18 protein-coding genes are annotated in these 22,590 nt (G+C 78.3%); 9 read left to right on the top strand and 9 right to left on the bottom strand.

Annotated elements, in window-relative coordinates; translation table 11 throughout:
• The first annotated feature begins 93 nt into the window (after positions 1-93).
• From WDV85_RS04865 to WDV85_RS04835, 7 genes are all read left to right on the top strand, one after another.
• Complete coding sequence (locus WDV85_RS04865; protein WP_339569555.1) at positions 94-291, top strand: hypothetical protein; 198 nt, start codon at positions 94-96, stop codon at positions 289-291.
• Positions 288-377: a K(+)-transporting ATPase subunit F gene (gene kdpF / locus WDV85_RS04860; protein ID WP_339569554.1), complete on the top strand. Its 90-nt coding sequence runs from the start codon at positions 288-290 to the stop codon at positions 375-377. The genes WDV85_RS04865 and kdpF overlap by 4 nt, the downstream gene beginning before the upstream one ends.
• Positions 374-2,038, top strand: a complete 1,665-nt coding sequence (kdpA, locus tag WDV85_RS04855; protein ID WP_339569553.1) for a potassium-transporting ATPase subunit KdpA — start codon at positions 374-376, stop codon at positions 2,036-2,038. The genes kdpF and kdpA overlap by 4 nt, the downstream gene beginning before the upstream one ends.
• Positions 2,035-4,179 (top strand): potassium-transporting ATPase subunit KdpB, encoded by a 2,145-nt coding sequence (gene kdpB, locus WDV85_RS04850; protein ID WP_339569552.1) that lies wholly within the window; start codon positions 2,035-2,037, stop codon positions 4,177-4,179. The genes kdpA and kdpB overlap by 4 nt, the downstream gene beginning before the upstream one ends.
• A 1-nt stretch (position 4,180) precedes the next feature.
• Positions 4,181-4,798 carry a potassium-transporting ATPase subunit KdpC gene (kdpC, locus tag WDV85_RS04845; RefSeq protein WP_339569551.1) on the top strand — a complete coding sequence of 206 codons (618 nt, stop codon included), beginning with the start codon at positions 4,181-4,183 and terminating at the stop codon, positions 4,796-4,798.
• 103 nt (positions 4,799-4,901) lie between these two features.
• Complete coding sequence (locus WDV85_RS04840; protein WP_339569550.1) at positions 4,902-7,451, top strand: ATP-binding protein; 2,550 nt, start codon at positions 4,902-4,904, stop codon at positions 7,449-7,451.
• Complete coding sequence (locus WDV85_RS04835; protein ID WP_171202424.1) at positions 7,448-8,122, top strand: response regulator; 675 nt, start codon at positions 7,448-7,450, stop codon at positions 8,120-8,122. Before WDV85_RS04840 ends, WDV85_RS04835 begins: the two co-directional genes overlap by 4 nt.
• Here the strand turns inward: WDV85_RS04835 and WDV85_RS04830 are convergent.
• The 3 genes from WDV85_RS04830 to WDV85_RS04820 all read right to left on the bottom strand — a co-directional run bounded on the left by WDV85_RS04830 (position 8,104) and on the right by WDV85_RS04820 (position 13,960).
• Positions 8,104-10,506, bottom strand: a complete 2,403-nt coding sequence (locus WDV85_RS04830; RefSeq protein WP_339569549.1) for a putative bifunctional diguanylate cyclase/phosphodiesterase — start codon at positions 10,504-10,506, stop codon at positions 8,104-8,106. The genes WDV85_RS04835 and WDV85_RS04830 overlap by 19 nt on opposite strands.
• A gap of 86 nt (positions 10,507-10,592) precedes the next feature.
• A complete protein-coding gene (locus tag WDV85_RS04825) occupies positions 10,593-13,040 on the bottom strand; it encodes a putative bifunctional diguanylate cyclase/phosphodiesterase (protein WP_339569548.1) in 2,448 nt (815 codons plus the stop codon).
• Positions 13,041-13,117: 77 nt separating this feature from the next.
• Positions 13,118-13,960, bottom strand: coding sequence for a PhzF family phenazine biosynthesis protein (locus WDV85_RS04820; RefSeq protein ID WP_339569547.1), 843 nt, complete (start codon positions 13,958-13,960; stop codon positions 13,118-13,120).
• A 344-nt stretch (positions 13,961-14,304) separates the two neighbouring features.
• On the opposite strand from WDV85_RS04820, the gene WDV85_RS04815 reads away from it, so the two are divergent.
• On the top strand, positions 14,305-14,553 hold the full coding sequence (locus WDV85_RS04815; RefSeq protein ID WP_298805746.1) for a hypothetical protein: 249 nt from the start codon (positions 14,305-14,307) through the stop codon (positions 14,551-14,553).
• A 52-nt stretch (positions 14,554-14,605) separates the two neighbouring features.
• Here WDV85_RS04815 and WDV85_RS04810 read toward each other — a convergent pair whose 3' ends face one another.
• The 4 genes from WDV85_RS04810 to WDV85_RS04795 form a co-directional block, all read right to left on the bottom strand.
• Positions 14,606-15,355: an ABC transporter permease gene (locus tag WDV85_RS04810; RefSeq protein WP_445263223.1), complete on the bottom strand. Its 750-nt coding sequence runs from the start codon at positions 15,353-15,355 to the stop codon at positions 14,606-14,608.
• Between the two features lie 92 nt (positions 15,356-15,447).
• The gene (locus WDV85_RS04805) at positions 15,448-16,443 is read right to left on the bottom strand and encodes an ABC transporter ATP-binding protein (protein ID WP_445263222.1); all 996 of its coding nucleotides are present in this window, start codon (positions 16,441-16,443) and stop codon (positions 15,448-15,450) included.
• 97 nt (positions 16,444-16,540) lie between these two features.
• Positions 16,541-17,281, bottom strand: coding sequence for a class I SAM-dependent methyltransferase (locus WDV85_RS04800; RefSeq protein ID WP_339569544.1), 741 nt, complete (start codon positions 17,279-17,281; stop codon positions 16,541-16,543).
• Entirely contained in the window at positions 17,278-18,330 is a 1,053-nt protein-coding gene (locus WDV85_RS04795) for an NAD(P)/FAD-dependent oxidoreductase (protein ID WP_339569543.1), read from the bottom strand. Before WDV85_RS04795 ends, WDV85_RS04800 begins: the two co-directional genes overlap by 4 nt.
• Before the next feature lie 98 nt (positions 18,331-18,428).
• On the opposite strand from WDV85_RS04795, the gene WDV85_RS04790 reads away from it, so the two are divergent.
• Positions 18,429-19,040 carry a helix-turn-helix domain-containing protein gene (locus tag WDV85_RS04790; protein WP_445263221.1) on the top strand — a complete coding sequence of 204 codons (612 nt, stop codon included), beginning with the start codon at positions 18,429-18,431 and terminating at the stop codon, positions 19,038-19,040.
• Positions 19,041-19,112: 72 nt separating this feature from the next.
• Here the strand turns inward: WDV85_RS04790 and WDV85_RS04785 are convergent, their stop codons facing one another.
• Both WDV85_RS04785 and WDV85_RS04780 read right to left on the bottom strand, forming a co-directional pair.
• Positions 19,113-20,498 (bottom strand): MFS transporter, encoded by a 1,386-nt coding sequence (locus WDV85_RS04785; RefSeq protein WP_339569541.1) that lies wholly within the window; start codon positions 20,496-20,498, stop codon positions 19,113-19,115.
• A gap of 182 nt (positions 20,499-20,680) precedes the next feature.
• Positions 20,681-22,546, bottom strand: a complete 1,866-nt coding sequence (locus WDV85_RS04780) for a diguanylate cyclase domain-containing protein (protein WP_339569540.1) — start codon at positions 22,544-22,546, stop codon at positions 20,681-20,683.
• Positions 22,547-22,590: the final 44 nt, after the last annotated feature.

Genomic DNA, 22,590 nt, shown 5'->3' with positions numbered 1-22,590 from the left:
GTGTGAGGTCTGGGGGGCGGGGTTGGGGGGGGGTTTCTCCCCCCTTCCCCCCCCCGCGCCGGCGCCCGCTCCCGTCCTCCCCGGAGGTCCCCCGTGGCCGATGCGGCCTACGTGCTCCTGACGCTCGGCGGCTTCGCCGCCCTGCTCCTCCTCGTCCACGGCCTCGAGGCGCTCACCCTCGACCGCACCCCCTTGGCGCCCGGTCCCGACGAGCCCGCTCCCGGCGACCGGGCCCGCGTCGACGCGGCCCCCGAGACCTCGCACCTCGAGACCGCGGGTCGGCGCTCGTGAGCGCCGAGCACGTCGTCGCCCTGCTCGTGGCCCTCGCCCTGGCGGGCTACCTGCTCGCGGCGCTCCTGCGGGCGGACCGGTCGTGAGCGACGCCGCCGCGGGCGCCCTGCAGGTCGCCGTCCTCGTCGCCGCGCTGCTCGCCGCGCAGGGTCCGCTGGGCGCGTGGATCGCGCGCTGCCTGATCAGCACCCGGCACCTCGCGCTCGAGCGCGCCGTCTACCGCGCGGCGGGCGTCGACCCGGACGCCGACCTGCGCTGGCCGGTCTACGCCCGGTCGGTCCTCGTCCTCTCGGCCGTCTCGGTGCTGCTCCTCTACGCGCTCCAGCGGGTGCAGGCCGCGCTGCCGCTCGCCCTCGGCCTGCCGGGCGTGCCGGCCCCGACGGCGTGGAACACCGCCGTCTCGTTCGTGACGAACACGAACTGGCAGTCCTACAGCGGCGAGACCGCCATGGGGCACCTCGTGCAGGCGGGCGGCCTCGCGGTGCAGCACTTCCTGTCCGCCGCCGTCGGCGTCAGCGTCGCCGTCGCGCTCGTGCGCGGCTTCACGCGCTCGCGCACCGACCGGCTGGGCAGCTTCTGGGCCGACCTCGTGCGCACGTGCGTCCGCGTCCTGCTCCCCCTGTCGCTCGTCGCCGCGCTCGTCCTGCTCCTCGGCGGCGTGGTCCAGAACCTCGCCGAGCCCACCACCGTGACGACGCTGACCGGCGGCGAGCAGACGCTCGTCGGCGGGCCCGTCGCCTCGCAGGAGGCGATCAAGGAGCTCGGCACCAACGGCGGCGGCTTCTACAACGCCAACTCCGCGCACCCGTTCGAGGGCCCGAGCGCGTGGGTGAGCCTCCTGCAGGTCTTCCTGCTCCTGCTCATCCCCTTCTCGATGCCGGCGGCGCTCGGCCGCCTCGTGGGCGACCGGCGCCAGGGGCACCTGCTCCTCGCCGTCATGGGCGGGCTGTGGCTGCTCGCCGTCACGGCGGTCACCTGGGCCGAGACGGCGGGCCGCGGTCTCGCGCCGCAGGCGGCCGGGGCGGCGATGGAGGGCAAGGAGGTCCGCTTCGGCGAGACGCTCTCGGCCCTCTTCGCGGCCTCGACCACGGCGACGTCGACCGGCGCCGTCAACAGCTTCCACGACTCCTACACCGCCGCGGGCGGCGGCGTCCTCCTGCTGAACATGATGCTCGGCGAGGTGACGCCGGGCGGGGTCGGCTCCGGGCTCTACGGGATGCTCGTGCTCGCCGTCGTCGCGGTCTTCCTCGCCGGCCTCATGGTCGGGCGCACCCCCGAGCTGCTCGGCAAGAAGATCGGCCCCCGGCAGATGGTCCTCGTGGCCCTGTCCGTGCTGACCATGCCGGCGCTCCTGCTCGTCGGCGCCGCGCTCACGGCCGGCGTCCCCGCCCTCGTCGGGGCGTCGGTGCAGGACGCCGGGCCCCACGGGCTGTCGGAGGTCCTCTACGCGTACGCCTCGGCGGCGAACAACAACGGCTCGGCCTTCGCCGGCTTCGGCGCGGCGACGACGTACCAGAACACCGCCCTCGGCGTCGTCATGCTGCTCGGCCGCTTCGTGCCCGTCGTCCTCGTGCTGGCCCTCGCCGGCTCCCTGGCGCGCCAGACGGCCGTGCCCGCGGGCGCCGGCACCCTGTCCACCCGCTCCCCCGTCTTCGGCGTCCTCCTCGCGGTGGTCGTCGTCGTCGTGGCCGGGCTCACCTTCGTGCCGGCCCTCGCGCTGGCGCCCCTCGCGGAGGCCCTCTCGTGAGCACCACCACCCCCGTCCAGCCCGCTCCCGGGGCGCCGCGGGGCGCCGCCCCCGACGACGAGACCGGCGGGCCCTCGGCCGGCGGCCGCGTCGGCGCCGGGTCCTTCTCCCCGCGCCAGCTCCTCGCCGCGCTGCCGACGGCGGCGCGCAAGCTCGACCCGCGCGACCAGGTGCGCCACCCCGTGATGATGGTCGTGTGGGTCGGCTCCGTCGCCACCACCGTGCTCGCGGTGCTCGACCCCTCGGTCTTCGCCGTCCTCGTCGCCGCGTGGCTGTGGGCGACCGTCCTCTTCGCGGGCCTCGCCGAGGCCGTCGCCGAGGGCCGCGGCCGCGCGCAGGCCGAGAGCCTGCGCCGCGCCCGCGCGACGACGACGGCGCGGCGGCTGCGCGCGGACGGCACCGAGGAGGAGGTGGCCGCCCCCGAGCTGCACGTGGGCGACCTCGTCGTCGTCGAGGCCGGCCAGGTCGTCCCCGGCGACGGGGACGTCGTCGAGGGCGTCGCCTCGGTGGACGAGTCGGCCGTCACCGGTGAGTCGGCGCCCGTCGTCCGGGAGTCCGGGGGCGACCGGTCCTCGGTGACCGGCGGGACGACGGTGCTCTCCGACCGGATCGTCGTGCGCATCACCGCCGAGCCCGGCGCGTCCTTCCTCGACCGGATGATCGCCCTCGTCGAGGGCTCCTCCCGCGCCAAGACGCCGAACGAGCGCGCGCTGGACCTCCTGCTGTCCTCGCTGACGCTCGTCTTCCTCCTCGCCGTCGTGACGCTGCAGCCCTTCAGCGCCTACTCCGGGCAGGTGCAGCCGCTCGTCGTGCTCGTGGCCCTGCTCGTCTGCCTCATCCCGACGACGATCGGGGCGCTGCTCTCGGCCATCGGCATCGCCGGCATGGATCGGCTCGTCCAGCGGAACGTGCTCGCGATGTCCGGGCGCGCCGTCGAGGCGGCCGGCGACGTCGACGTCCTGCTCCTCGACAAGACCGGCACCATCACCTACGGCGCCCGCCGGGCGACCGCCCTCCTGCCCGCGCCGGGGGTCGGCGCCGACGAGCTGGCGGCGGCGGCGCGGCTGGCGAGCGTCGCCGACGAGACGCCGGAGGGCCGCTCCGTCGTCGCGCTCGTCGACGCCGGCGACGACGCCCCGGGCGCGCGGGCCACGACGCCCGAGGGCGACCTCGTCGAGGTCCCCTTCACCGCCCAGACCCGCATGAGCGGCGTCGACCTCGGGCCGGGGGCGCCGGGCGGCGCGCGCAGCGTGCGCAAGGGGGCCGCGGCCTCGGTGCTGGCCTGGGTGCGCGCCGAGGGCGGCGGCGCCTCGCCGGCGGTGGACGCCGCGGTCGAGGACGTCGCCCGCCGCGGCGGCACCCCGCTCGTCGTCGCCGAGCGCGCCGACAGGGCCCCGGCGCGCGTCCTCGGCGTCGTGCAGCTCGAGGACGTCGTCAAGGAGGGCATGGCCGCGCGCTTCGCCGAGCTGCGCCGCATGGGCATCCGGACGGTCATGGTGACCGGCGACAACCCCGTGACCGCCGCCGCGATCGCCCGGCAGGCCGGGGTCGACGACGTCATCGCCGAGGCGACGCCCGAGGACAAGATGGCGCGCATCCGCGCCGAGCAGGCCGGCGGGCACCTCGTGGCCATGACGGGCGACGGCACCAACGACGCCCCCGCGCTGGCGCAGGCCGACGTGGGCGTGGCGATGGGATCGGGCACGTCGGCCGCCAAGGAGGCCGGCAACATGGTCGACCTCGACTCCGACCCGACGAAGCTCATCGAGGTCGTGGCCATCGGCAAGCAGCTGCTCATCACCCGCGGCGCGCTGACGACCTTCAGCCTCGCCAACGACGTCGCCAAGTACTTCGCGATCCTGCCCGCCCTCTTCGCCGGGCTCTTCCCCGGCCTCGAGGCGCTCGACGTCATGCACCTCGCGACGCCGCAGTCGGCCGTCCTGTCGGCCGTCGTCTTCAACGCGCTCGTCATCGTCGCGCTCATCCCGCTCGCCCTGCGCGGCGTGCGGTACCGGCCCGCCGACGCCTCGTCGCTCCTGCGCCGCAACCTGCTCGTCTTCGGGCTCGGCGGCGTGGTGGCGCCCTTCGTCGGCATCAAGGCCCTCGACCTGCTCCTCTCCCTCCTCCCCGGGATCGGCTGACATGCCCGCACGCGCCACCGCGCCGCTGCGCCTCGCCGGCGCCTGCCTGCGCCTCCTGCTCGCCCTGACGCTGCTGCTCGGCGTCGCCTACCCCGGCGCCGTCCTGCTCGCCGGCCGCCTCGTGCCCGAGCGGGCGGACGGCTCGCCCGTGCGGGTCGACGGCGCCGTCGTCGGCTCCGCGCTGCTGGGCCAGGCCGTGCCCGACGGACCCGGCGGCGACGCCTGGTTCCACCCCCGCCCGTCCGCGGCCGGCGACGGCTACGACCCGCTGGCCTCCGGGGCGTCGAACCTCGGGCCGAGCAGCCCCGAGCTGCTCGCCCTCGTCGAGGAGCGGCGCGCGGCCGTCGCCGCGCGCGAGGGCGTCGACCCCGCGGCCGTGCCGCCGGACGCGGTGACGGCGTCGGGCTCCGGGCTCGACCCCCACGTGTCCCCGGAGTACGCGGCGCTGCAGGTGCCGCGCGTGGCCCGCGAGCGCGGCCTGCCCGAGGCGGAGGTGCGCGCGCTCGTCGAGGGCGCGAGCCGCGGCCGGGCGCTCGGCTTCGTCGGTGAGCCGGTCGTCGACGTCCTCGCCCTCAACGTCGCGCTGGAGGACGCCGCCGGGCCGGCGGCCGTGCGGTGAGCCCGCGCCCGAGCCCGCGTCTCAGTCTGCGTCCGGGCCCCGGGCGAGCCCCGGCGCGGCCGGGCCCGGGGACGCGGGACCATCGGCCCGTGCGGAGGACGGGGTGAGGGGCTCGCTGCGCGTGCACCTCGGCGCGGCGCCGGGCGTCGGCAAGACCTACCGGATGCTCGACGAGGGGCGGCGGCGCCGCGACCGCGGCGGCGACGTCGTCGTCGCCCTCGTCGAGACGCACGGCCGGGCGCGGACGGCGGAGATGGTCGGCGACCTCGAGGTGGTGCCGCGCCGCGCCGTCGAGCACCGCGGGGCCCGGCTGGAGGAGATGGACCTCGACGCCGTCCTCGCCCGCGCCCCGCAGGTCGCCCTCGTCGACGAGCTCGCCCACACCAACGCGCCGGGCTCGCGCCACGAGAAGCGCTGGCAGGACGTCGAGGCGCTGCTCGACGCCGGGATCGACGTCGTGACGACGGTCAACGTCCAGCACCTCGAATCCCTCGCCGACGTCGTCGCGACGATCACGGGCGTGCGCCAGCGCGAGACGGTGCCCGACTCCGTGGTCCGCGCGGCCGACCAGGTCGAGCTCGTCGACATGAGCCCGCAGGCGCTGCGCCGCCGCATGGCGCACGGCGACGTCTACGCCGCCGAGAAGGTCGACGCGGCCCTCAGCCAGTACTTCCGGGTCGGCAACCTCACGGCGCTGCGCGAGCTGGCCCTGCTGTGGGTGGCCGACCGGGTCGACGCCGCCCTCGTGCGCTACCGCGCCGACCAGGGCATCGCGACGCCGTGGGCCGCCCGCGAGCGCGTCGTCGTCGCCCTCACCGGCGGCCCGGAGGGCGAGGCGCTCGTCCGCCGGGGCGCGCGCATCGCCGGCCGGGGCCCGGGCGGGGAGCTCGTGGCCCTGCACGTGTCGGCGCAGGACGGCCTGGCGGGCGCCGCACCCGACAGCCTCGCCCGCCAGCGCCGCCTCGTGGAGTCCCTCGGGGGCACGTGGCACGCCGTGGTCGGGGACGACGTCGCCTCCGCGGTGCTCGACTTCGCGCGCGGGGTCAACGCCACCCAGGTCGTCATCGGCGCGAGCCGCCGCGGCCGGGTCGCCGCCGCCCTGTCCCCCGGCGTGGGCGCCGCCGTCGTCCGCGACAGCGGCGACATCGACGTCCAGATCGTCACGCACGCCCAGGCCGGCCGCGCCCGCACCGCCCGCGGCCGCCGGGCCCTGCTCGCGCCCCGGCGCCGCGCGTGGGGCTGGGCGCTCGCGGCGCTCGGGCCCCTCGTCCTCGCCGGGGGCCTGCACCTCGCGCGCGGTCAGCTCGACCTCGCCATCGACCTGCTGCTCTTCCTCGCGCTCACCGTCGGCGTCGCCATCCTCGGCGGCCTCGGCCCCGCCGTGCTCGCCGCCCTCCTCGGCGGGGTGCTCGCCAACGTGCTCTTCACCCCGCCGCTGTACACGCTGACGATCGCCCGGCCCCAGAACGCCCTCGCCATCGGCGTGCTCGTGGCCGTGGCCCTCGCCGTCTCCGCCGTCGTCGACCTCGCCGCCCGCCGCACCACCCAGGCGCTGCGGGCCCGCGCGGAGTCCGACGTCCTCTCCGCGCTCGCCGGGTCGGTCCTGCGCGGCCAGGACGCCCTGCCGGCGCTGCTGGAGCGGGTCCGCGAGCTCTTCGGGCAGCGCGGCGCGGCCGTCCTGGCCCGCGGTCCCGGCGGCGCGTGCGCGACGCTCGCCGCCGCGGGCGAGGCGCCGGCCACCCCCGCCGCGGCGACGACGACGGTGCCGGCGGGCGACGACCTCCTCCTCGCCCTCAGCGGGCCGGCGCTGCGCGGCGAGGACGCCCGGGTCGTCACGGCCGTCGCCGTCCAGGTCGGCACCGTGGTCGAGCGGGACCGCCTGCGCGAGAGCGCCCGCCAGACCCGGCGCGAGCGGGAGCTGACGAAGGTGCGCACCGCCCTGCTCGCCGCCGTCTCGCACGACCTGCGCACGCCGCTCGCCGGGGTCAAGGCGGGGGTCAGCGCCCTCCGGCTGGAGGACGTCGAGCTCGGCCCCGAGGACCAGGCGGCGCTGCTCGCCGACGTCGAGGCCTCCGCCGACCGGCTGCAGCAGCTCGTCGACGACCTGCTCGACATGAGCCGCCTCGACGCCGGCGCGCTGGCGCTGCGACGACGGCCGACGGCGCTCGACGAGCTCGTGCCCCGCGCCGCCTCCGGCCTGCCCGCGGAGCGGATCCGGCTCGACGTGCCCGAGGACCTGCCGCTGCTCGACGTCGACGCGGGCCTGCTCGTGCGCGCCCTCGGCAACGTGCTCGAGAACGCCGTCCGGCACGCGCCGTCGTCCGCGCCGGTCGTCGTCACCGCCGGGCGGGCGGGCGGGCACCTCGTCGTCCGCGTCGTCGACCGCGGCCCCGGCGTGCCGGAGGACCAGGTGGACGCCGTCTTCACCGCCTTCCACCGCCTCGACGACAGCCGCAGCGAGGAGGGCAGCGGGCTCGGGCTCGCCGTCGCCCGCGGGTTCGTCGAGGCCCACGACGGCACCCTCGAGGCCGAGGGCACGCCCGGCGGCGGCCTCACCGTCGTGCTCCGGCTGCCCCTGACCGGGGCCGCGCCGGCCGCCACCGGCGCTGCGCCGGTCGACGAGGAGCGGGCGCCGGCGGGGAGCGCCCCGTGACGCGGGCGCTCGTCGTCGAGGACGACCGCGCCCTCGCACGCGCTCTCGCCATCACCCTGCGCGCGTCGGGGTACGAGGTCGTGACGGCGGCGACGGGCGCGGAGGGCGTGGCCGCGGCGGCCTCCGCGCACCCGGACGTCGTCGTCCTCGACCTCGGCCTGCCGGACATGGACGGCCTCGACGTGCTCGCCGCCGTGCGGGGCTGGTCGGCCGTGCCCGTCCTCGTCCTCACCGCGCGCTCGACGGGCGACGACGCCGTCGAGGCGCTCGACGCCGGCGCCGACGACGTCGTCACCAAGCCCTTCGGCATGGACGTGCTGCTCGCCCGGCTGCGCGCCGCCGTCCGGCGCGGCCCGTCGGAGGTCGCCGAGCCGGTGGTGCGCACGGCCTCCTTCGACGTCGACCTCGCCCGCCGCCTCGTCCTGCGCGACGGGGCGCCCGTGCGCCTGACGCCCACGGAGTGGCACCTGCTCGAGCTGCTGGCCCGCGCGCCGGGCCGCGTCGTCCCCCAGCAGCTGCTGCTCGCCGAGCTCCGCGGCCCGCACCTGCGCGGTGACGGCCACTACCTGCGGGTCTACGTCGCGCAGCTGCGCCGCAAGCTCGAGCCCGACCCGAGCCGGCCGCGGCACCTGCTCACCGAGCCGGGCGTGGGCTACCGGCTCGAGGTCTGAGCCGCGTCCCCGCGCGGGCGCGGCACGGGGCGCGAGCGCGGCCCCGCGACGGGCCCCGGGACGGTCCTCGCGGCGGGCGGCGGGGCGTCCAACCACCGCTCCAGGGCCGCCCGGTCCAGCGGGCGGCTGTGCAGGTAGCCCTGCGTCTCGTCGACGCCCAGCTCGCGCAGCGCCGCGAGGGTGCGCTCGTCCTCCACCCCCTCGGCCACCACCGACATGCCCAGCCGGTGCGCCAGGTCGACGGTCGTGCGCACGACGGCGGCCGTGCGCTCGTCGTGCAGCAGCCGGGTGGTGAAGGACCGGTCGAGCTTGAGCTCGGTGGCGGGCAGGTCCGTGAGGTACGTCATCGACGCGTACCCGGTGCCGTAGTCGTCGATGCTCAGCCCGAGCCCCCGCTCGGCGAGGCACCGGGCCGTCCGGACGGCCGCCTCGGCGTCGTGCATGAGCATCGTCTCGGTCACCTCGAGGACGAGCTCGGACGGCGCCGTGCGGCTCGCGGAGAGCACCTCGTCGACGAGGGGCAGCAGGTCTGGGTTGACGAGGCAGCTCGTGGAGAGGTTGACCGAGACGCGCAGCGGGCGCCCCTGCGCGCGCCAGCGGGCCGCGTCCTCGACCGCCTGCTGGAGCACCCGCGTGGTCACCGCGGCCATGAGGCCGTGCTCCTCGACGAGGTCGAGGAAGACGGCCGGCGGCAGGAGCCCGCGCCGCGGGTCCTCCCAGCGCACCAGCGCCTCGACGCCGGCCACCTCGCCGCGGGCGGCCACCTGCGGCTGGTAGTGCACGACGAGCCGGCCGACGCCGGCCGCGGGGTCCCCGCCGGCGAGACCGGCGCGCAGGTCCTCCACCAGGGCCCGGCGCTCGCGGAGCTCGGCGTCGACGGCGTCGTCGTGGGCGACGACCGCGTCGGCGCCCCCGTCGCGCTTGGCGCTGCGCAGGGCGGCCTCCGCGCGGCGGAGGAGCTCGTCGGCGCCCAGGGCGCGCCCGTCGACCCCGGGCGAGGTCGCGACGCCGGCGACCACGGCCACGCCCACGACCCGCTCCCCGACGACGACCGCCCCTGTGGCGCGCGCGACCGCCGCCCGCGCCGCCGCCGTCGCCGTCGCCGTGCCGGCGCCGGGCAGGAGGACGGCGAACTCGTCGCCCCCGAGGCGGGCGAGGTGGGCCCGGGCGGGCAGGCCGCCCGCCACGAGGGCGCCCACCCGGTGCAGCAGAGCGTCGCCGGTCGCGGTGCCGAAGCGGCCGTTGACGTCGGCGAAGCGGGCGAGGTCCAGCAGCACCAGCGCGAGACGGTCGCCCGCCTCGAGGCCGGCGCGCAGGCCCGCCTCGAGCGAGCGGCGGTTGCCCAGGCCCGTGACCTCGTCGGTCATCGCGAGGCGGTGGCTGCCCGCGAGCGCGACCACCTCGCGGATGACGAGGAGCAGCTTGACGCCCACGAGCGCGACGGCGGCGAGCAGCAGGAGCACGGCCGGGCGCGGCAGGGGGTGCAGCTGGTCGGCCACGAGCAGGGCGACGCCGACGGACAGGCCGAGGACGGGGGTGACGACGACGGCGAAGCTCTCCGAGCGCCACGACGAGGGGGGCCCGGCGGGGCTCGTCGCCGCTGCGGCCACGAGGAGCAGCGCCACCAGCCGGCCCAGGTCGACGGCGGGTCCCACGACCCCACCGGCGAGGAGGCCGGCCACCTGGAGGGCGCCCGCGGCGTCGCTGGCGAGCAGGGCCGTGAAGGCCGCGGCGAGGAGGGGCAGGCGGCGGTCCGCGCGCCACCCCGACAGCGACCAGACGGCGACGGCGAAGGCGGCGAGCAGCAGGTCCAGCAGCGGCCGAGCCGACAGCAGCACCGCGCCGACGGCGTCCATCCCCGGCTCCCGCGCGGCGGCGGGGACGAGGAAGCCCGTGCTCACCGCGGCGAGGAGGACGGCCGTGACGGCGCCGTCCAGCCAGGCGCTCGGCAGCACCCGCGCCACGCGCTCCCGCAGGAGGAGCATGAGGCCGAGGTAGAGCACCGGGTAGGCGACGAGGCCGACGGCGAAGGCGGCCGGGTGCTCGCGCAGGCCCCGCTGCCAGACCTCCTGGCTGCGCACGGGGTCGTAGTCGGGCACGAGCCACATCAGGGCGAGCTGGCCGCCGACGAGCGCGGCGGCGCCCGCACCGAGGAGCAGCCAGGGCGCGCCCCCGGTGCTGCGCCGCGCGGCGCCGAGGAGCACGAGCGCGACGCCCGCGACCGCCATGGCCGAGTAGAGGACGGCAGCGGCGGCGCCGCCCCCGGGAGCGGCGCCGAGGGCGGCCACCGCGACGAGCCCGGCGGCGGCCGCGACGACGGCGCCGCGACGGCGCGCGCGGGCGCCCGCTCGCGGGCCGCCCGGAGCGGTCGTCGGTCTCGGCATCGGGTCCACACCGGACCCTCGACGGGGCGGGAGGAGGTCTTGAGGGACCTCCTGGTCGGTGCGCCCGACGGAGCAGCGCGCCGGCCTCAGCGCGTGGCGGCCGCCGGCGCGGCCGTCCCGGAGCCGCCGGCGCCGCAGGAGCCCGCGCCGTGCGCCCCCGGGGCGTGCGCCCCCGGGCCGGGCGCGTCGACGCGCGGCACGGGGGCGCAGCGCCGGTCGAGCCACCGACCGAAGGCGGCGGCGTCGAGCGGGCGGCTGTGGAGGTAGCCCTGCGTCTCGTCGACGCCGAGGTCGTGCAGCGCCCGGAGCGTCGCGACGTCCTCGACGCCCTCCGCGACGAGGCGCAGGCCCAGCCGGTGGGCGAGGTCGACGGTCGTGCGCACGATGGCGGCGGTCCGCTCCCGCCGGCCGAGGCGGGCGGTGAAGGCGCGGTCGAGCTTGAGCTCGGTGGCCGGCAGGTCGTCGAGGTACCCCATGGAGGCGTAGCCGGTGCCGTAGTCGTCGATGCTCAGCCCGACGCCCCGCTCGGCGAGGCGGCGGGCCGTCGGCAGGGCCCGCTCCGGGTCCCGCATGAGCATCGTCTCGGTGATCTCGAGCACGAGGTCGGACGCCGCGAGCGGGGTGCGGGCCAGCACCTCCTCGACGAGGGGCATGAGCCCGGGGTCGACGAGGACGCTCGTCGAGACGTTGACGGAGACCCGCAGGCGGTGCCCCCGCCGCGCCCACCCGGCCGCGTCCGCGGCCGCGCGGCGCAGGACCCTCGACGTGAGCGCGCCCATGAGGCCGTGCTCCTCGGCGAGGTCGAGGAAGGCGGCCGGCGACAGCAGGCCCCGGTCGGGGTGGCGCCAGCGGACCAGCGCCTCGGCACCGACGACGACGCCGGACGCCGCGAGCTGCGGCTGGTAGTGCACCTCGAGGTCCCCGACGCCCGGCGCCCCCGACAGCACCGCGCGCAGGCCCTCGAGGGTCTCCCGGCGCTCGCGGCGCTCGGCGTCGGCGGCCTCGTCGTAGACGCCCCACGCGCCGGCGGCGCCGTCCCGGGGACCTGCGCGCTCGGGGGAGCCCTCCCGGCCCGCGCGCTTGGCGACGAACATCGCGGCGTCCGCGCGGCGCAGCAGCTCCTCGGCGGCGACGGACCGCCCGCTCGCGTCGGGCGTCGTCGCCACGCCGACGCTGGCGCCGACGGCCGGCCCTCCCGCGTCCGGCCCCGCCCCGGCGCCCGACGCCGCTCCCACCGCGGCGACGACCGCGCGCGCGGCCTCGGAGGCCGCGCCGACGTCCGCGCCGGGCAGCAGGACGGCGAACTCGTCGCCGCCGAGGCGCGCCACGAGGGCCGTGCGTGGCACCACGTCCCGCAGCGCCGTCGACGTGCGGCGCAGCAGCGCGTCGCCCGCCGCGTGGCCGTGGCGGTCGTTGACCTCCTTGAAGCGGTCCAGGTCCACGAGCAGCAGGCCAGCCCGCCGGCCGTCCCCGGCGGCGGCCAGCGCCCCGTCGAAGGCGCGGCGGTTCGCCAGACCGGTGAGGTCGTCGGTGAGCGCCTGCTGGCGGCTGCCCGCGAGCCGCACGACCTCGCGGATGACCACGAGGAGCTTGGCCCCCACGAGCAGCAGCGTCAGCAGCACGAGGCCGACGGCCGTCGGCGGCAGCGGCCGCACCTGGTCGAGCGCCAGGAGGGCGACGCAGAGCACGAGCGCGAGCACGGAGGTGGCGACGGCGCCGAGGGTGTCGACGCGGGCGCCCGTGGGGCGGCTCGCCCGCGTGGCGGCGGCCGCGGCGGCGACGCCGAGGGCGACGAGCCGGCCGACGTCGACGCCCGCCCCGACGACCGGCCCGCCGACGACGCCCGCCACGTGCAGCGCGCCCGCGGTGTCGCTGGCGGCCAGGACGGCGAAGGCGAGCACGAGCATCGGCAGCCGCCGGTCCGCCCTCCAGCCGGAGAGCCCCCACGTCGAGGCGGCGAGGACGAGCAGGAGGAGGTCGAGCAGCGGCCGCGCCGAGAGCAGGAGGGCGCCCAGCGGCTCGAGGCCCAGGGTGCGCCCCGCGGCGGGGACGAGGAACGCCCAGCTGGCCGCGGCCAGGAGGGCGGCGGCCGCCGTCACGTCGAGCCACGAGCTCGGCAGGACGCGGCTCACGCGCTGGCGCAGCAGCACGAGCTGGCCGGCGAGGAGCACCGGGTAGGCGACGAGGCCGACGGCGAAGGCGCCCGGCCGCTCCGCCAGGCCGCTGAGCCACACCTCGGGGCTGCGCTCGGGCGCGTAGTCGTCGACGAGCCACATGAGCGACAGCTGGCCCGAGACGAGGACGCCGACCCCCACGGCCAGCAGGACCCACGGCGCCCGCCCCGCCGGCTGGCGGCGCGCGGAGGCCGCGAGGACGACGAGGCCGGCGACCGCGAGGACGGAGTAGGCGACGGATCCCGCGAGGCCCCACCCCGCCGCGGCGAGCAGCGACAGCAGCGCGACGACGCCCACGGCGGCCCCCGCCCGGACGAGGCGCCGCGCGTCCCGCAGGGGGGCCGGGCTGGTCGGGCGCACGGGTCCTCCTCGGCACGTCGGGCCCCGACCTTGAGCCCTCGGCGCGGACGACCTCCGCGCGTCCCCGGACGGGCTCCTCAGACGAGCGCGCGCCCGCTGACGCCCACGACCGTGCCGCCGCCGACCCACACGTCCTCGCCCACGCGCTGCACGTGGACGCGGCCGCGGCGCCCCAGCGCCGTGCCCTGCGCGGCCGTGTAGGCCGCCGGCACCCGGCCGCTCGCCTGCAGCCACTGGGCCAGGCCCGCGTTGAGGCTGCCCGTCACCGGGTCCTCCGCGGCGACGGACGCCATCGCGAAGGCGCGGACCTCGACGGTCGCCGGACCGCCGCCGACGTGGGGGCCGACGAGGCCGACGTCGAGGCCGTCGAGGGCCGACCAGTCGGGCCGCACCGCGAGGACGGCGTCGGCGTCGCGCAGGAGCAGCGACACCCAGCCGGGGCCGTTGTCGGTCCAGGCGGCGTCGACGACGTCGTCCGCCGCCAGGCCGAGGCCGCGCCGGAGCCGGTCCAGGAGGTCAGCGTCGACGGGACCGCTGCGCACGAGCGGCGGGGCGGCGAAGGCCAGCCGCCCGGCGACGTCGGGGTCGCGCCGCACCCGGACGAGGCCGGCGCCGCACTCCTGCACGACGTGCTCGCCGCGCGGCCGCCCTCCCGCCTCGAGCCAGGCGCGCGCGGAGCCGAGCGTCGGGTGGCCGGCGAAGGGCAGCTCGCGCGCGGGGGTGAAGATCCGCAGCCGGTAGTCGGCGGACGGGTCCTCCGGCGGGAGGAGGAAGGTCGTCTCGGAGAGGTTCGTCCACCGCGCGAAGCGCTGCATCGCCGCGTCGTCGAGGCCCGCGGCGTCGTGGACGACGGCGACGGGGTTGCCGAGCCCGGGCGCGGGCTCGTCGGTGAAGACGTCGACCTGGGTGAAGGGGCGCACGCCCCCAGCCTGCCCCTCACCGGGGCGAGTCGTCGCCGGCTCGCCCTCCCCGGCCCCCTCACGGGGGCGAGTCGTCGCCGGCTCGCCCTCCTCGGCCCCCTCCCGAGGGCGAGTCGTCGCCGGCTCGCCCTCCCCGGCCCCCTCCCGAGGGCGAGTCGTCGCCGGCTCGCCCTCCCCGGCCCCCTCCCGAGGGCGGGTCGTCGCCGACGTGCCCGGCCGCGTCCTCCCCGAGGGGGACGCGCGGAGCCGTACCGGGGGATGACGACGCCGGGCGGCCGCGCGCGGTCGGATGGGTGCTGCGCGGGCGAGGGGCCCGCGCCTCGACGAGGCACCCGGAGGACGCCGTGCGCGCAGCAGCCCCGAGCCGGACGACGGAGGCCCCGCCCGTCCGCGTGCACCTGCCGCCGGAGGGCCGGGGGCCGGCGATGGCCGCGTGCGTGCGGAGCATCCGGCTCGCCCTGGCGCGCGGCGGCGTCGTCGTCGACGTGCGCCCCGCGCGGGCGTGGCCGCCGGGGTCCCGCCTCGTGCTCGAGCACCTGCGCACCACGGCCGAGCGCCGGGGCCTGCCCTGGGAGGAGCGGCCGCTCGCCTGACTCGCGGCGCGTCGGCCCGGTCCCCGTCCTGGCCCCTGACCGGGCCGAGCGGTCAGTCGAGCGCGCGGCGCAGGAAGCCCTTGAGCCCCGTCGCCGTGAAGAGCGCGAGGAAGCCGACGAGGGCCAGCGCGCACACCCAGGCGGGGATGTGCGGCGTCGCCGGCAGCAGCGAGCCCCGCAGTCCCTCGGAGACGTAGGTCAGCGGGTTGAGGGCCGTGACGACCTGGAACCAGCGCAGCACGTCGAGCGAGGCCCACGGGTACTGCGAGGCGCCGGTGAAGAGCAGCGGCGTCAGGACGAGCGCGAAGACGATGTTGATCTTGCTCGGCGGCACGAGCGTGCCGAGGGTGAGGCCGGCCGCCGCCCCGGTGAGCGCCCCGAGGACGACGAAGAGGACCACCCAGCCGAGCGCCTCGGTGCGCCAGGGGATCTCGCCGAGGATCCACACGCCCAGGGGGAACATCGCCGCCGCGGCGACGAGGGCCCGCAGCGACGAGAAGACGATCTTCTCGAGCGCGACGGCCGTGGTCGGCGTCGGCGCGAGCAGCCGGTCCTCGATCTCCTTGCTGAAGGAGAAGTCGATGACGAGCGGCAGCGCCGTGTTCTGCAGCGCCGTGAGGAACGCCGTCAGCGCGACGATGCCCGGGAAGAGCAGCGCGGCGTAGCCCTCCTGCAGGAAGCCCAGCGAGCCCAGCACCTGCCCGAAGACGAAGAGCAGGAAGACCGGCTGCAGCAGCACCTGCGCGAGGAAGGCGGGCAGCTCGCGCCACGTGACGAAGAGGTCGCGGCGCAGGATCGCCAGCGCCGGGGCGAGGTGGCCGACGCCGCGGCGGGCGCCGTCGCCGCCTCCCGCGGACGTGCCGCCGCCCGTCGTGCTGCCGTCCGTCGTGCTGGTCACCGCAGCTCCCTCCCGGTCAGGCTGATGAAGACGTCCTCGAGGTCGGGCCGGCCGAGCCGGACGTCGGTGACGACGGCGCCGGTGGACGCCACGGCCTCGGCCACGGGCGCGAGCAGGGCTGCGGGATCGCCCGCCACGGTGGCCCGCACGCGCGCCGCCGGGCGCTCCGCGGGCATCTCGTCGGTCCCGCGGACGCCGTCGACCCGCTCGAGGGCCTGCCGCACCGCGCCCGCGACGTCGTCCACCCCCTCGGGGGGCGTGACGACGACCTCGACGGTGCCGCCGTCGCTGTGCCGCGCGACGAGCGCCGCCGGGGTGTCGAGGTCGAGCAGGCGCCCGTGGTCGACGACGCCGACGCGGTCGCACAGCTCCTGCGCCTCGTCCATGTCGTGCGTCGTCAGCAGGACGGTGGTCCCGCGCTCGCGGAGGTCGCGCACCCGCTCCCACACGAACAGCCGGGCCTGCGGGTCGAGGCCGGTGCTGGGCTCGTCGAGGAAGAGGACCTGCGGGTCGTGCATGAGCGCCCGGGCGATCATCAGCCGCTGCGCCTGCCCGCCGGAGACCTTGTCCACCTTCGAGTCCGCGCGCTCCCCCAGCCCGAAGCGCTCGAGCAGGTCGTCCGCCCGCCGGACCCGCTCGCCCTTCCCGACGCCGTGGTAGGCCGCGTGGAAGAGGAGGTTCTGCCGGGCCGTCAGCGACTGGTCGAGGTTGGGCCGCTGCGGCACGACGGCGAGCCGCGCCCGCGCCGCGGGCGGGTCCGCGGCGACGTCGGCGCCCGCCACCACGGCGCGACCGCTCGTGGCGCGCACACGGGTGGTGAGGACGCCGACGGTCGTCGTCTTGCCCGCCCCGTTGGGGCCGAGGAGGCCGAAGACCTCGCCGCGGCGGACCGCGAAGCTCACGCCGTCGACGGCGTTGCTGTCACGCTTCGGGTAGCGCTTGACGAGGTCGACGACCTCGACGGCCGGGGCGGTGGAGGTCACGCGCCCCATCGTGGCCGCGGGCACCGGCCGTCGCAGCCCGGCGACCGGGGACGCGGGGCCGTGCGGATCTCCCTCTCCCGCACGGCTCCGCGTCCCCGGTCGGGCGTCATCCGCGCCGGCGGACGACGACGACGGTGTCGGTGACCTCGCCGACCTGCCCCTCGGGGCCGGTCGCCACGCGCACCGGCGCGTCGACCCGGACGGCCTCGAAGTCCTCCGGCGGCAGGGCGAGCCCGTCGTGCAGCTCCTGCGCCGTCGGGAAGTCGTGGCCGCCGTGCCAGCTCCACGACGGCGCCGAGCCGTGGTCGACGAGGACGAGGTGGCCCTCCGGCGCCAGGAGGCCCGACGCCCGGCGCAGGACGGCGGCGCGGTCCCACTCCACCGGCGACTGGAGGAAGAAGGCGCTCACGAGGTCGAAGGGCCCCGCGGGCAGCGAGCGCTCGAGGTCGTGCTGCTCCGTGGTGACCTCCACACCGGCCGCCGCGGCCGCCTCGCGAGTGCGGGCCAGCGCCGTCGGCGCGACGTCGACCGACGTCACCGCCCAGCCGCGCGAGGCGAGCCACACCGAGTCGCCGCCCTCCCCGCACCCGAGGTCGAGCGCGCGCCCGGGCACCAGCGGCTCCGCCACCTCGACGAGCAGGGCGTTGGGCCGACCGCTCCAGATCCGGCCCCGGGCGACGTAGAAGCCCTCCCACCGCTCCTCGACGCCGAGCGCGTCGTCCTCGAGCACGGCCCGGCCGGCGTCGGTGGTGCCCGCCGCGCGCTGCTGCCCGCCGGGGCCGTGCCCGTGGCCCTCCTGCCCCTGGCCGTGCCCGTGCCCGTGCTGGTCCTGCTCCCCCGCGCTCACGCCGTCACCCTCTCCCGGCCGGCCCCGAGGACGCCGCGGTGGGCGGCGACCGCGACGGCCGTGTCGTCGTCGACGAGGTCCTTGGTGATCATCGAGCCCGCGGTCATGCCGGCGCTCGCGGCGGTGAGCACCGGCGCCATGGGAGTGGTGACGTTGCCCGCCACCCACAGGCCGGGGACGGAGGTCGCGCCCGTCGGCTCGGCCGGGACGTGCTCGCCGAGCACGAGCTCGCCCATGGCGAGCTCGGCGGTGGCGACGCCGAGGTCGCCGAGGAGACCGCCGCGGGCGACGGCCAGCGACATCGTGACGAGCGCGTCGACGGCGACGGCGCGCCCGTCCGCCAGGCGCACGCCGTGGAGCGCGTCGTCCGCGACGTCGAGCGCCGCGACCTCGCCCTCGACGACCTCGACGCCCCGGGCGGTGAGCCTCTCGGCCTGCTCGGGCGTCGGCACCGCCCCGGTGTGCTGCAGGAGCACCACCCGCTCGCTCCACCCGCGCCACATCAGCGCCTGGTCGGGGCCGTGCGCGTTGACGGACAGGACGCCGACGACGCGGTCGGCGACCTCCCGGCCGTGGCAGAACGGGCAGTGCAGGAGGTCGCGGCCCCAGCGCTCGGCGAGGCCCGGGACGTCGGGGAGGACGTCCTCCACGCCCGTCGTCACGAGCAGCCGGCGGGCCAGGACGGTGCGCCCGTCCTGCAGGCCGACGCGGAAGCGCGGCGCGCCGGGGCCGCCGTCCTCGAGGCGCTCGGCCGTGGCGGCCGTGCCCCGGACCACCTGGCCCCCGTACGCCTCGACCTCCGCCCGGCCGATCGCCACGAGCTCGCGCGGGCCCGCGCCCTCGCGGCCCAGGTAGTTGTGCACGCCGTCGGCGGGCGCGTTGCGCGGCTCGCCGGCGTCGACGACGAGGGTGCTGCGCAGCGCCCGCGCCGTCGTCAGCGCCCCCGCGAGTCCGGCCGCACCGCCGCCGACCACGACGACGTCGTACTGCTCGCGCAGCTCCTCGTGCGTCCCCACGGGCTGCCCGCCCACGTCGCTCGTCCCGCTCACAGGTCCTCCTCGCGTCCGTGCGGCCGTCCTCCGACCGCGTCCCGGAGAGCGTGCGCGCGCGAGAGCCGGGTGGCAACGATCCTTGCCGGAACGGCAAGATGCGGGGCGTGGCCGACGACGACCTCTCCCCCGTGCTCGACGCCGTGGGCCCGCGCCTGCGCGCCCTGCGGCAGCGCCGCGACCGCACGCTCGCGGACCTGGCCGCGGAGACGGGCATCTCCGTGAGCACGCTGTCGCGCCTCGAGGCGGGGCAGCGGCGGCCCACGCTCGAGCTGCTCCTGCCGCTGGCGCGGGCGCACCGGGTGGCGCTGGACGACCTCGTCGACGCCCCCGAGACGGGTGACCCCCGCGTCCGCGCCCGCCCCGTCGAGCGCGGCGGCATGACCGTCGTCCCCCTCACGCGCCGCCCCGGGGGCATCCAGGCGATGAAGCTGCTGCTGCCGGTGGGCTACGGCGTCGGGGCCGAGCAGCGCACGCACGAGGGCTACGAGTGGCTCTACGTCCTCGACGGCCGGCTGCGCCTGCGGCTCGGGCCGCACGACATGGTGCTCGTGCCCGGCGAGGCGGCCGAGTTCGACACCCGGACGCCGCACGCCATGGAGAACGCGGGCGACGACGTCTGCGAGGCGCTCGCGCTCATGGGGCCGCAGGGTGAGCGCGCGCACCTGCGCGCCCGGCCGGCGCGCGCCAGGGGCGGGACCGAGAGCTGAGACGCCAGCGCGCAGGTGTTCGACGCTCGTGACCGTGCACGGTCACGAGCGTCGAACAGGTCGTCCTCCGGGTCAGTCGTCGCCCCGCGGCGCCCGCCCACCGGCCGTCGGCGGCACCGGGTCGGCGCCCAGCCCTCCGGGCGCGGGCACCGCGGAGCCGTCCGCGGCCGGCGGGGCGCCGTCGAGCGGGTGCGCGAGCTCGTCGGCGCGCAGACCGGCGAGGACGATCGCCGCCACGGCCAGCGCCGTCGGGGCCAGGCCGGCCACGAGGAAGACGGGCGTGAGGCCGACCGCCGCGCTCACCGGGCCGGCGAGGGCCATGGAGACCGGCATGAGCGCCAGCGACACGAAGAAGTCGAGGCTCGAGACGCGCCCCAGCAGGGACGGCGGGACGCGGCGCTGCAGCAGCGTGCCCCAGATGACGGTGGCCGCCTGGAACGTCGCGCCGACGAGGGCGGCGCCCACGACCATCACCCCCACGCTCGTGGCGACGCCGAAGAGGGCCAGCGGGGCGCACCCGGCACCCCACAGCAGGATCATCACGCTGAGGTACCGGCGCGGCAGGCGCCGCGAGGCGACGACGAGCGAGGCCACCGCGCCGGCGACGCCGAAGGCCGCCAGCACGAGCGCGTGGTCCTGCGGCCCGCCGCCGGCGCGGTCGCGGATCGCGAAGGGCGTGAGCACCTCCAGCGGTCCGATGACGAGCAGCACCATGACGCAGGCGAAGAGCAGGGTCGAGAGCAGCCACGGCGTGCGGCGCAGGTAGGCGAAGCCCTCGGCGACGTCGGCCAGCACCGCTCGCACCGCGGACCGGCCCGAGGCCGACGCCTCGGCGGCGAGGTCACGGCGCAGCGGCGTGCTCGGCAGGCCGAGGAGGAAGCCGACCGCCCCCGCCGAGGCGACCGCCGCCGCCAGCAGGGCCGCCGACGGCGCGACGGCGGCCACGAGGGCGCCCGCGAGCGCCGGCCCCCCGGCGTTGACGAGCAGCGGGCGCAGGAAGCCCTCGAGGCCGTTGGCCGGGAGCAGCTGCTCGGCCGGCAGCAGCGAGGGCAGGAGCGCCGAGTAGGCGGGGTAGTACAGGCCCTGGCCGACGCCGATGACCACCGAGGCGGCCACGAGGTGCGGCACCTCCACGAGCCCCGCGAGCGCCAGCGCCGCGGCGGCCGCGGTGGCGGCGAGCTCCGCCGCGGCGACGGCGAGGAGGATCCGGCGCTGGGGCACGCGGTCCGCGAGGACGCCGCCGAGCAGCGCGGTGGCGAGCATGCCGACGGCGAAGCCGGCGCTCACCGCCGAGACGGCCGTGGCGCCGCCGCCGAGCGCGATGACCTGCCAGACGACGGCGAGGGTCCACAGCCCGCCGGCCGCCAGGGCGCACACGAGGGCGCCCGCCAGCCAGCGGTAGGCGGGCACCCCCAGCGGCGCCAGCGCGCGGGGCAGCCCGCGCCCGACCGTCCTCACGACGCCCCCAGCCTGCGCGCGTCCCTCGCCCGCCGGGGAGCAGTCGACCGCGGCGGGCGCCCCGGCAGCAAGCGGCTTCCCCGGCCGCCCCGCCGACGCACCTCGCTCAGCGCGAGCGGCCGGGGCCAGGGTCACCGGGGTGGGGGCTGCCGGGGTGGGGGGTGGGGGCTGCCGGTGGGCCGTCAGCGCCGCCGCGGTCCGGGGACGGACGGGCGGCCGCCGGTGGGCCGGCCGCCGGGCGCGGGCGGCTCCTCCGGTGCGGGAAGGACGACGGCGTGGTGCGCGGCGCCGGCCACGGGCCGCGCGGCCGGCCCCGCCGTCGCCGGTGCCGCGGCCGACAGGGACGTCGACGGGACGGGCGGGGGCACGAGGTCGTCGGCGTGCCGGGCGGTGTCGCGACCCGCCGCCTTGGCGGTGTAGAGCGCGGCGTCCGCGGCCGCGAGGAGCGCGGTGGCCGACAGGTCCGCGCCGAGGCCCGACCCCCCGCGCCCGAGCGTGCGCGCACCGCCCGGGTGCCCTGCCCCGTGGAGCCCTGCGCCGGGGTGCCACGTCGCCGCCCCGACGCTGATGGTGACGCGCCCCCCGGCGCCCGGGCCGCCGTGCGGCAGCTGGGCCGCGCGGACGGCCTCGACGAGGCGCCGGGCGACGACGGCCGCGCCCGCGGCGTCGGTGTCGCCGAGGACGACGGCGAACTCCTCGCCGCCGTAGCGGGCCACGAGGTCCCCGCCGCGCTCGGCGGCGTCGGCGAGGACGTCGGCGACGCGCCGCAGGCACGCGTCGCCGGCGAGGTGGCCGTGCGTGTCGTTGTAGGCCTTGAAGTGGTCGACGTCGACCATGAGGACGGACAGGGGCGCCCCGCGCCGGGCGTGGGCGCTCGACTGGCGCGCGAGGTGGTCGTCGAGGCAGGGGCGGTTGGCGAGGCGGGTGAGCCCGTCGACGAGCAGCAGCCGCTGGAGCTCGGTGTTGGCCGACGCGAGCTGGTCCTGGGCGGCGCGGCGGCTGGCGACCTCGCGCTCCAGCAGCACCCCGCGCTCGCGCACCTGCCGGTGGGCCTCCTCGACGAGCCGCCGCTGCGCGCGGTCGGCCGTCACGTCCGCCATGACGACGACGGCGCCCAGCGCCGTCCCGTCGGCGCGGTGCATCGCGCGCCCGGACACCGAGACCGTCCTCGCCGGCTGGCCCGCCGGGGCGATGACGATCTCCGCTCCCGCCACCTCGACGTCCTCGCGGAGGGCGCGGACGAGGGGGATCCGCTCCGCGGCGAGCGGCGTCGTCCCGTCGGCCTCGAAGAGCGCGTAGCGGCCCGCCAGGTGCTCGGGGGCGACGGCGGTGTCCACGTCCATCCCGTGCCACTGCCGCGCGGTGCGGTTGAAGAGGGTGAGCCGCCCGTCGGGACCGCAGGCGACGACCGCGACGTCGACCGTGGCGAGGACGGCCTCGATGAGCTCCGAGCGCTCCTCGATGTCCTCGCTGCGCGCGGCGAGCTCGCCGATGACGAGCTCGGCGAGGTCGCGCTGCTCGTCGGCCTCCTGCGCGAGGCGGGCGCTGACCTGCGCCTCGCGGCGCCGCTCCAGCAGCGCCGTCACCGCGAGCGCGAGGTCCTCGAGCCGCGCCAGCTGCCGGGCCGTCAGGTGCCGCGGCTCGTCGTCGAAGACGCACAGCGTGCCCAGCGGCGCGGGAGCGCCCGGCGGCACGAGCGGCACGGAGGCGTAGAGGCGGACGCGGGCGCGCCGCCCGTCGACCCAGGGCGTGCGCGCGTACGCGGGCTCCTCGGCGGCGTCGGGGACGTGGACGGTGCGGCCCTCGGCGAGGCGCACGGCGCACAGGGACTCCGCCGCCGGCGTGGTGCCGATGACGACGTCGTGGGCCGCGAGCTCGCACTGCTCGGAGCCGTCGAGGAGGTTGACCGAGGCCGACGAGGAACCAGTCACGGCGGCGGCCACGCGGACCAGCGCGTCGAGCTCGGGGTCGCCGGCGGCCGAGCGCCACGCCGCGGCACCGCGCGCCGCCTCCGTCGCCGCTGCCTGGAGGACCCGGTCGTCGTGCATGGGGCGGGCATCGGCCGCCCTCCCGGCCGACCTCACGTCGGTGA

The organism is Pseudokineococcus sp. 5B2Z-1 (assembly GCF_037482305.1).
Classification (GTDB): domain Bacteria; phylum Actinomycetota; class Actinomycetes; order Actinomycetales; family Quadrisphaeraceae; genus Pseudokineococcus.
This window is presented reverse-complemented; position numbering and strand designations above follow the sequence as displayed.

Excerpts from the sequence above, each read along its gene's own strand:
- kdpC (WP_339569551.1), top strand. The coding sequence starts at position 4,181 with ATGCCCGCACGCGCCACCGCGCCGCTGCGCCTCGCCGGCGCCTGCCTG.
- WDV85_RS04790 (WP_445263221.1), top strand. The coding sequence starts at position 18,429 with ATGCGGGGCGTGGCCGACGACGACCTCTCCCCCGTGCTCGACGCCGTG.
- WDV85_RS04780 (WP_339569540.1), bottom strand. The coding sequence starts at position 22,546 with ATGCACGACGACCGGGTCCTCCAGGCAGCGGCGACGGAGGCGGCGCGC.
- WDV85_RS04830 (WP_339569549.1), bottom strand. The coding sequence starts at position 10,506 with ATGCCGAGACCGACGACCGCTCCGGGCGGCCCGCGAGCGGGCGCCCGC.
- WDV85_RS04805 (WP_445263222.1), bottom strand. The coding sequence starts at position 16,443 with ATGGGGCGCGTGACCTCCACCGCCCCGGCCGTCGAGGTCGTCGACCTC.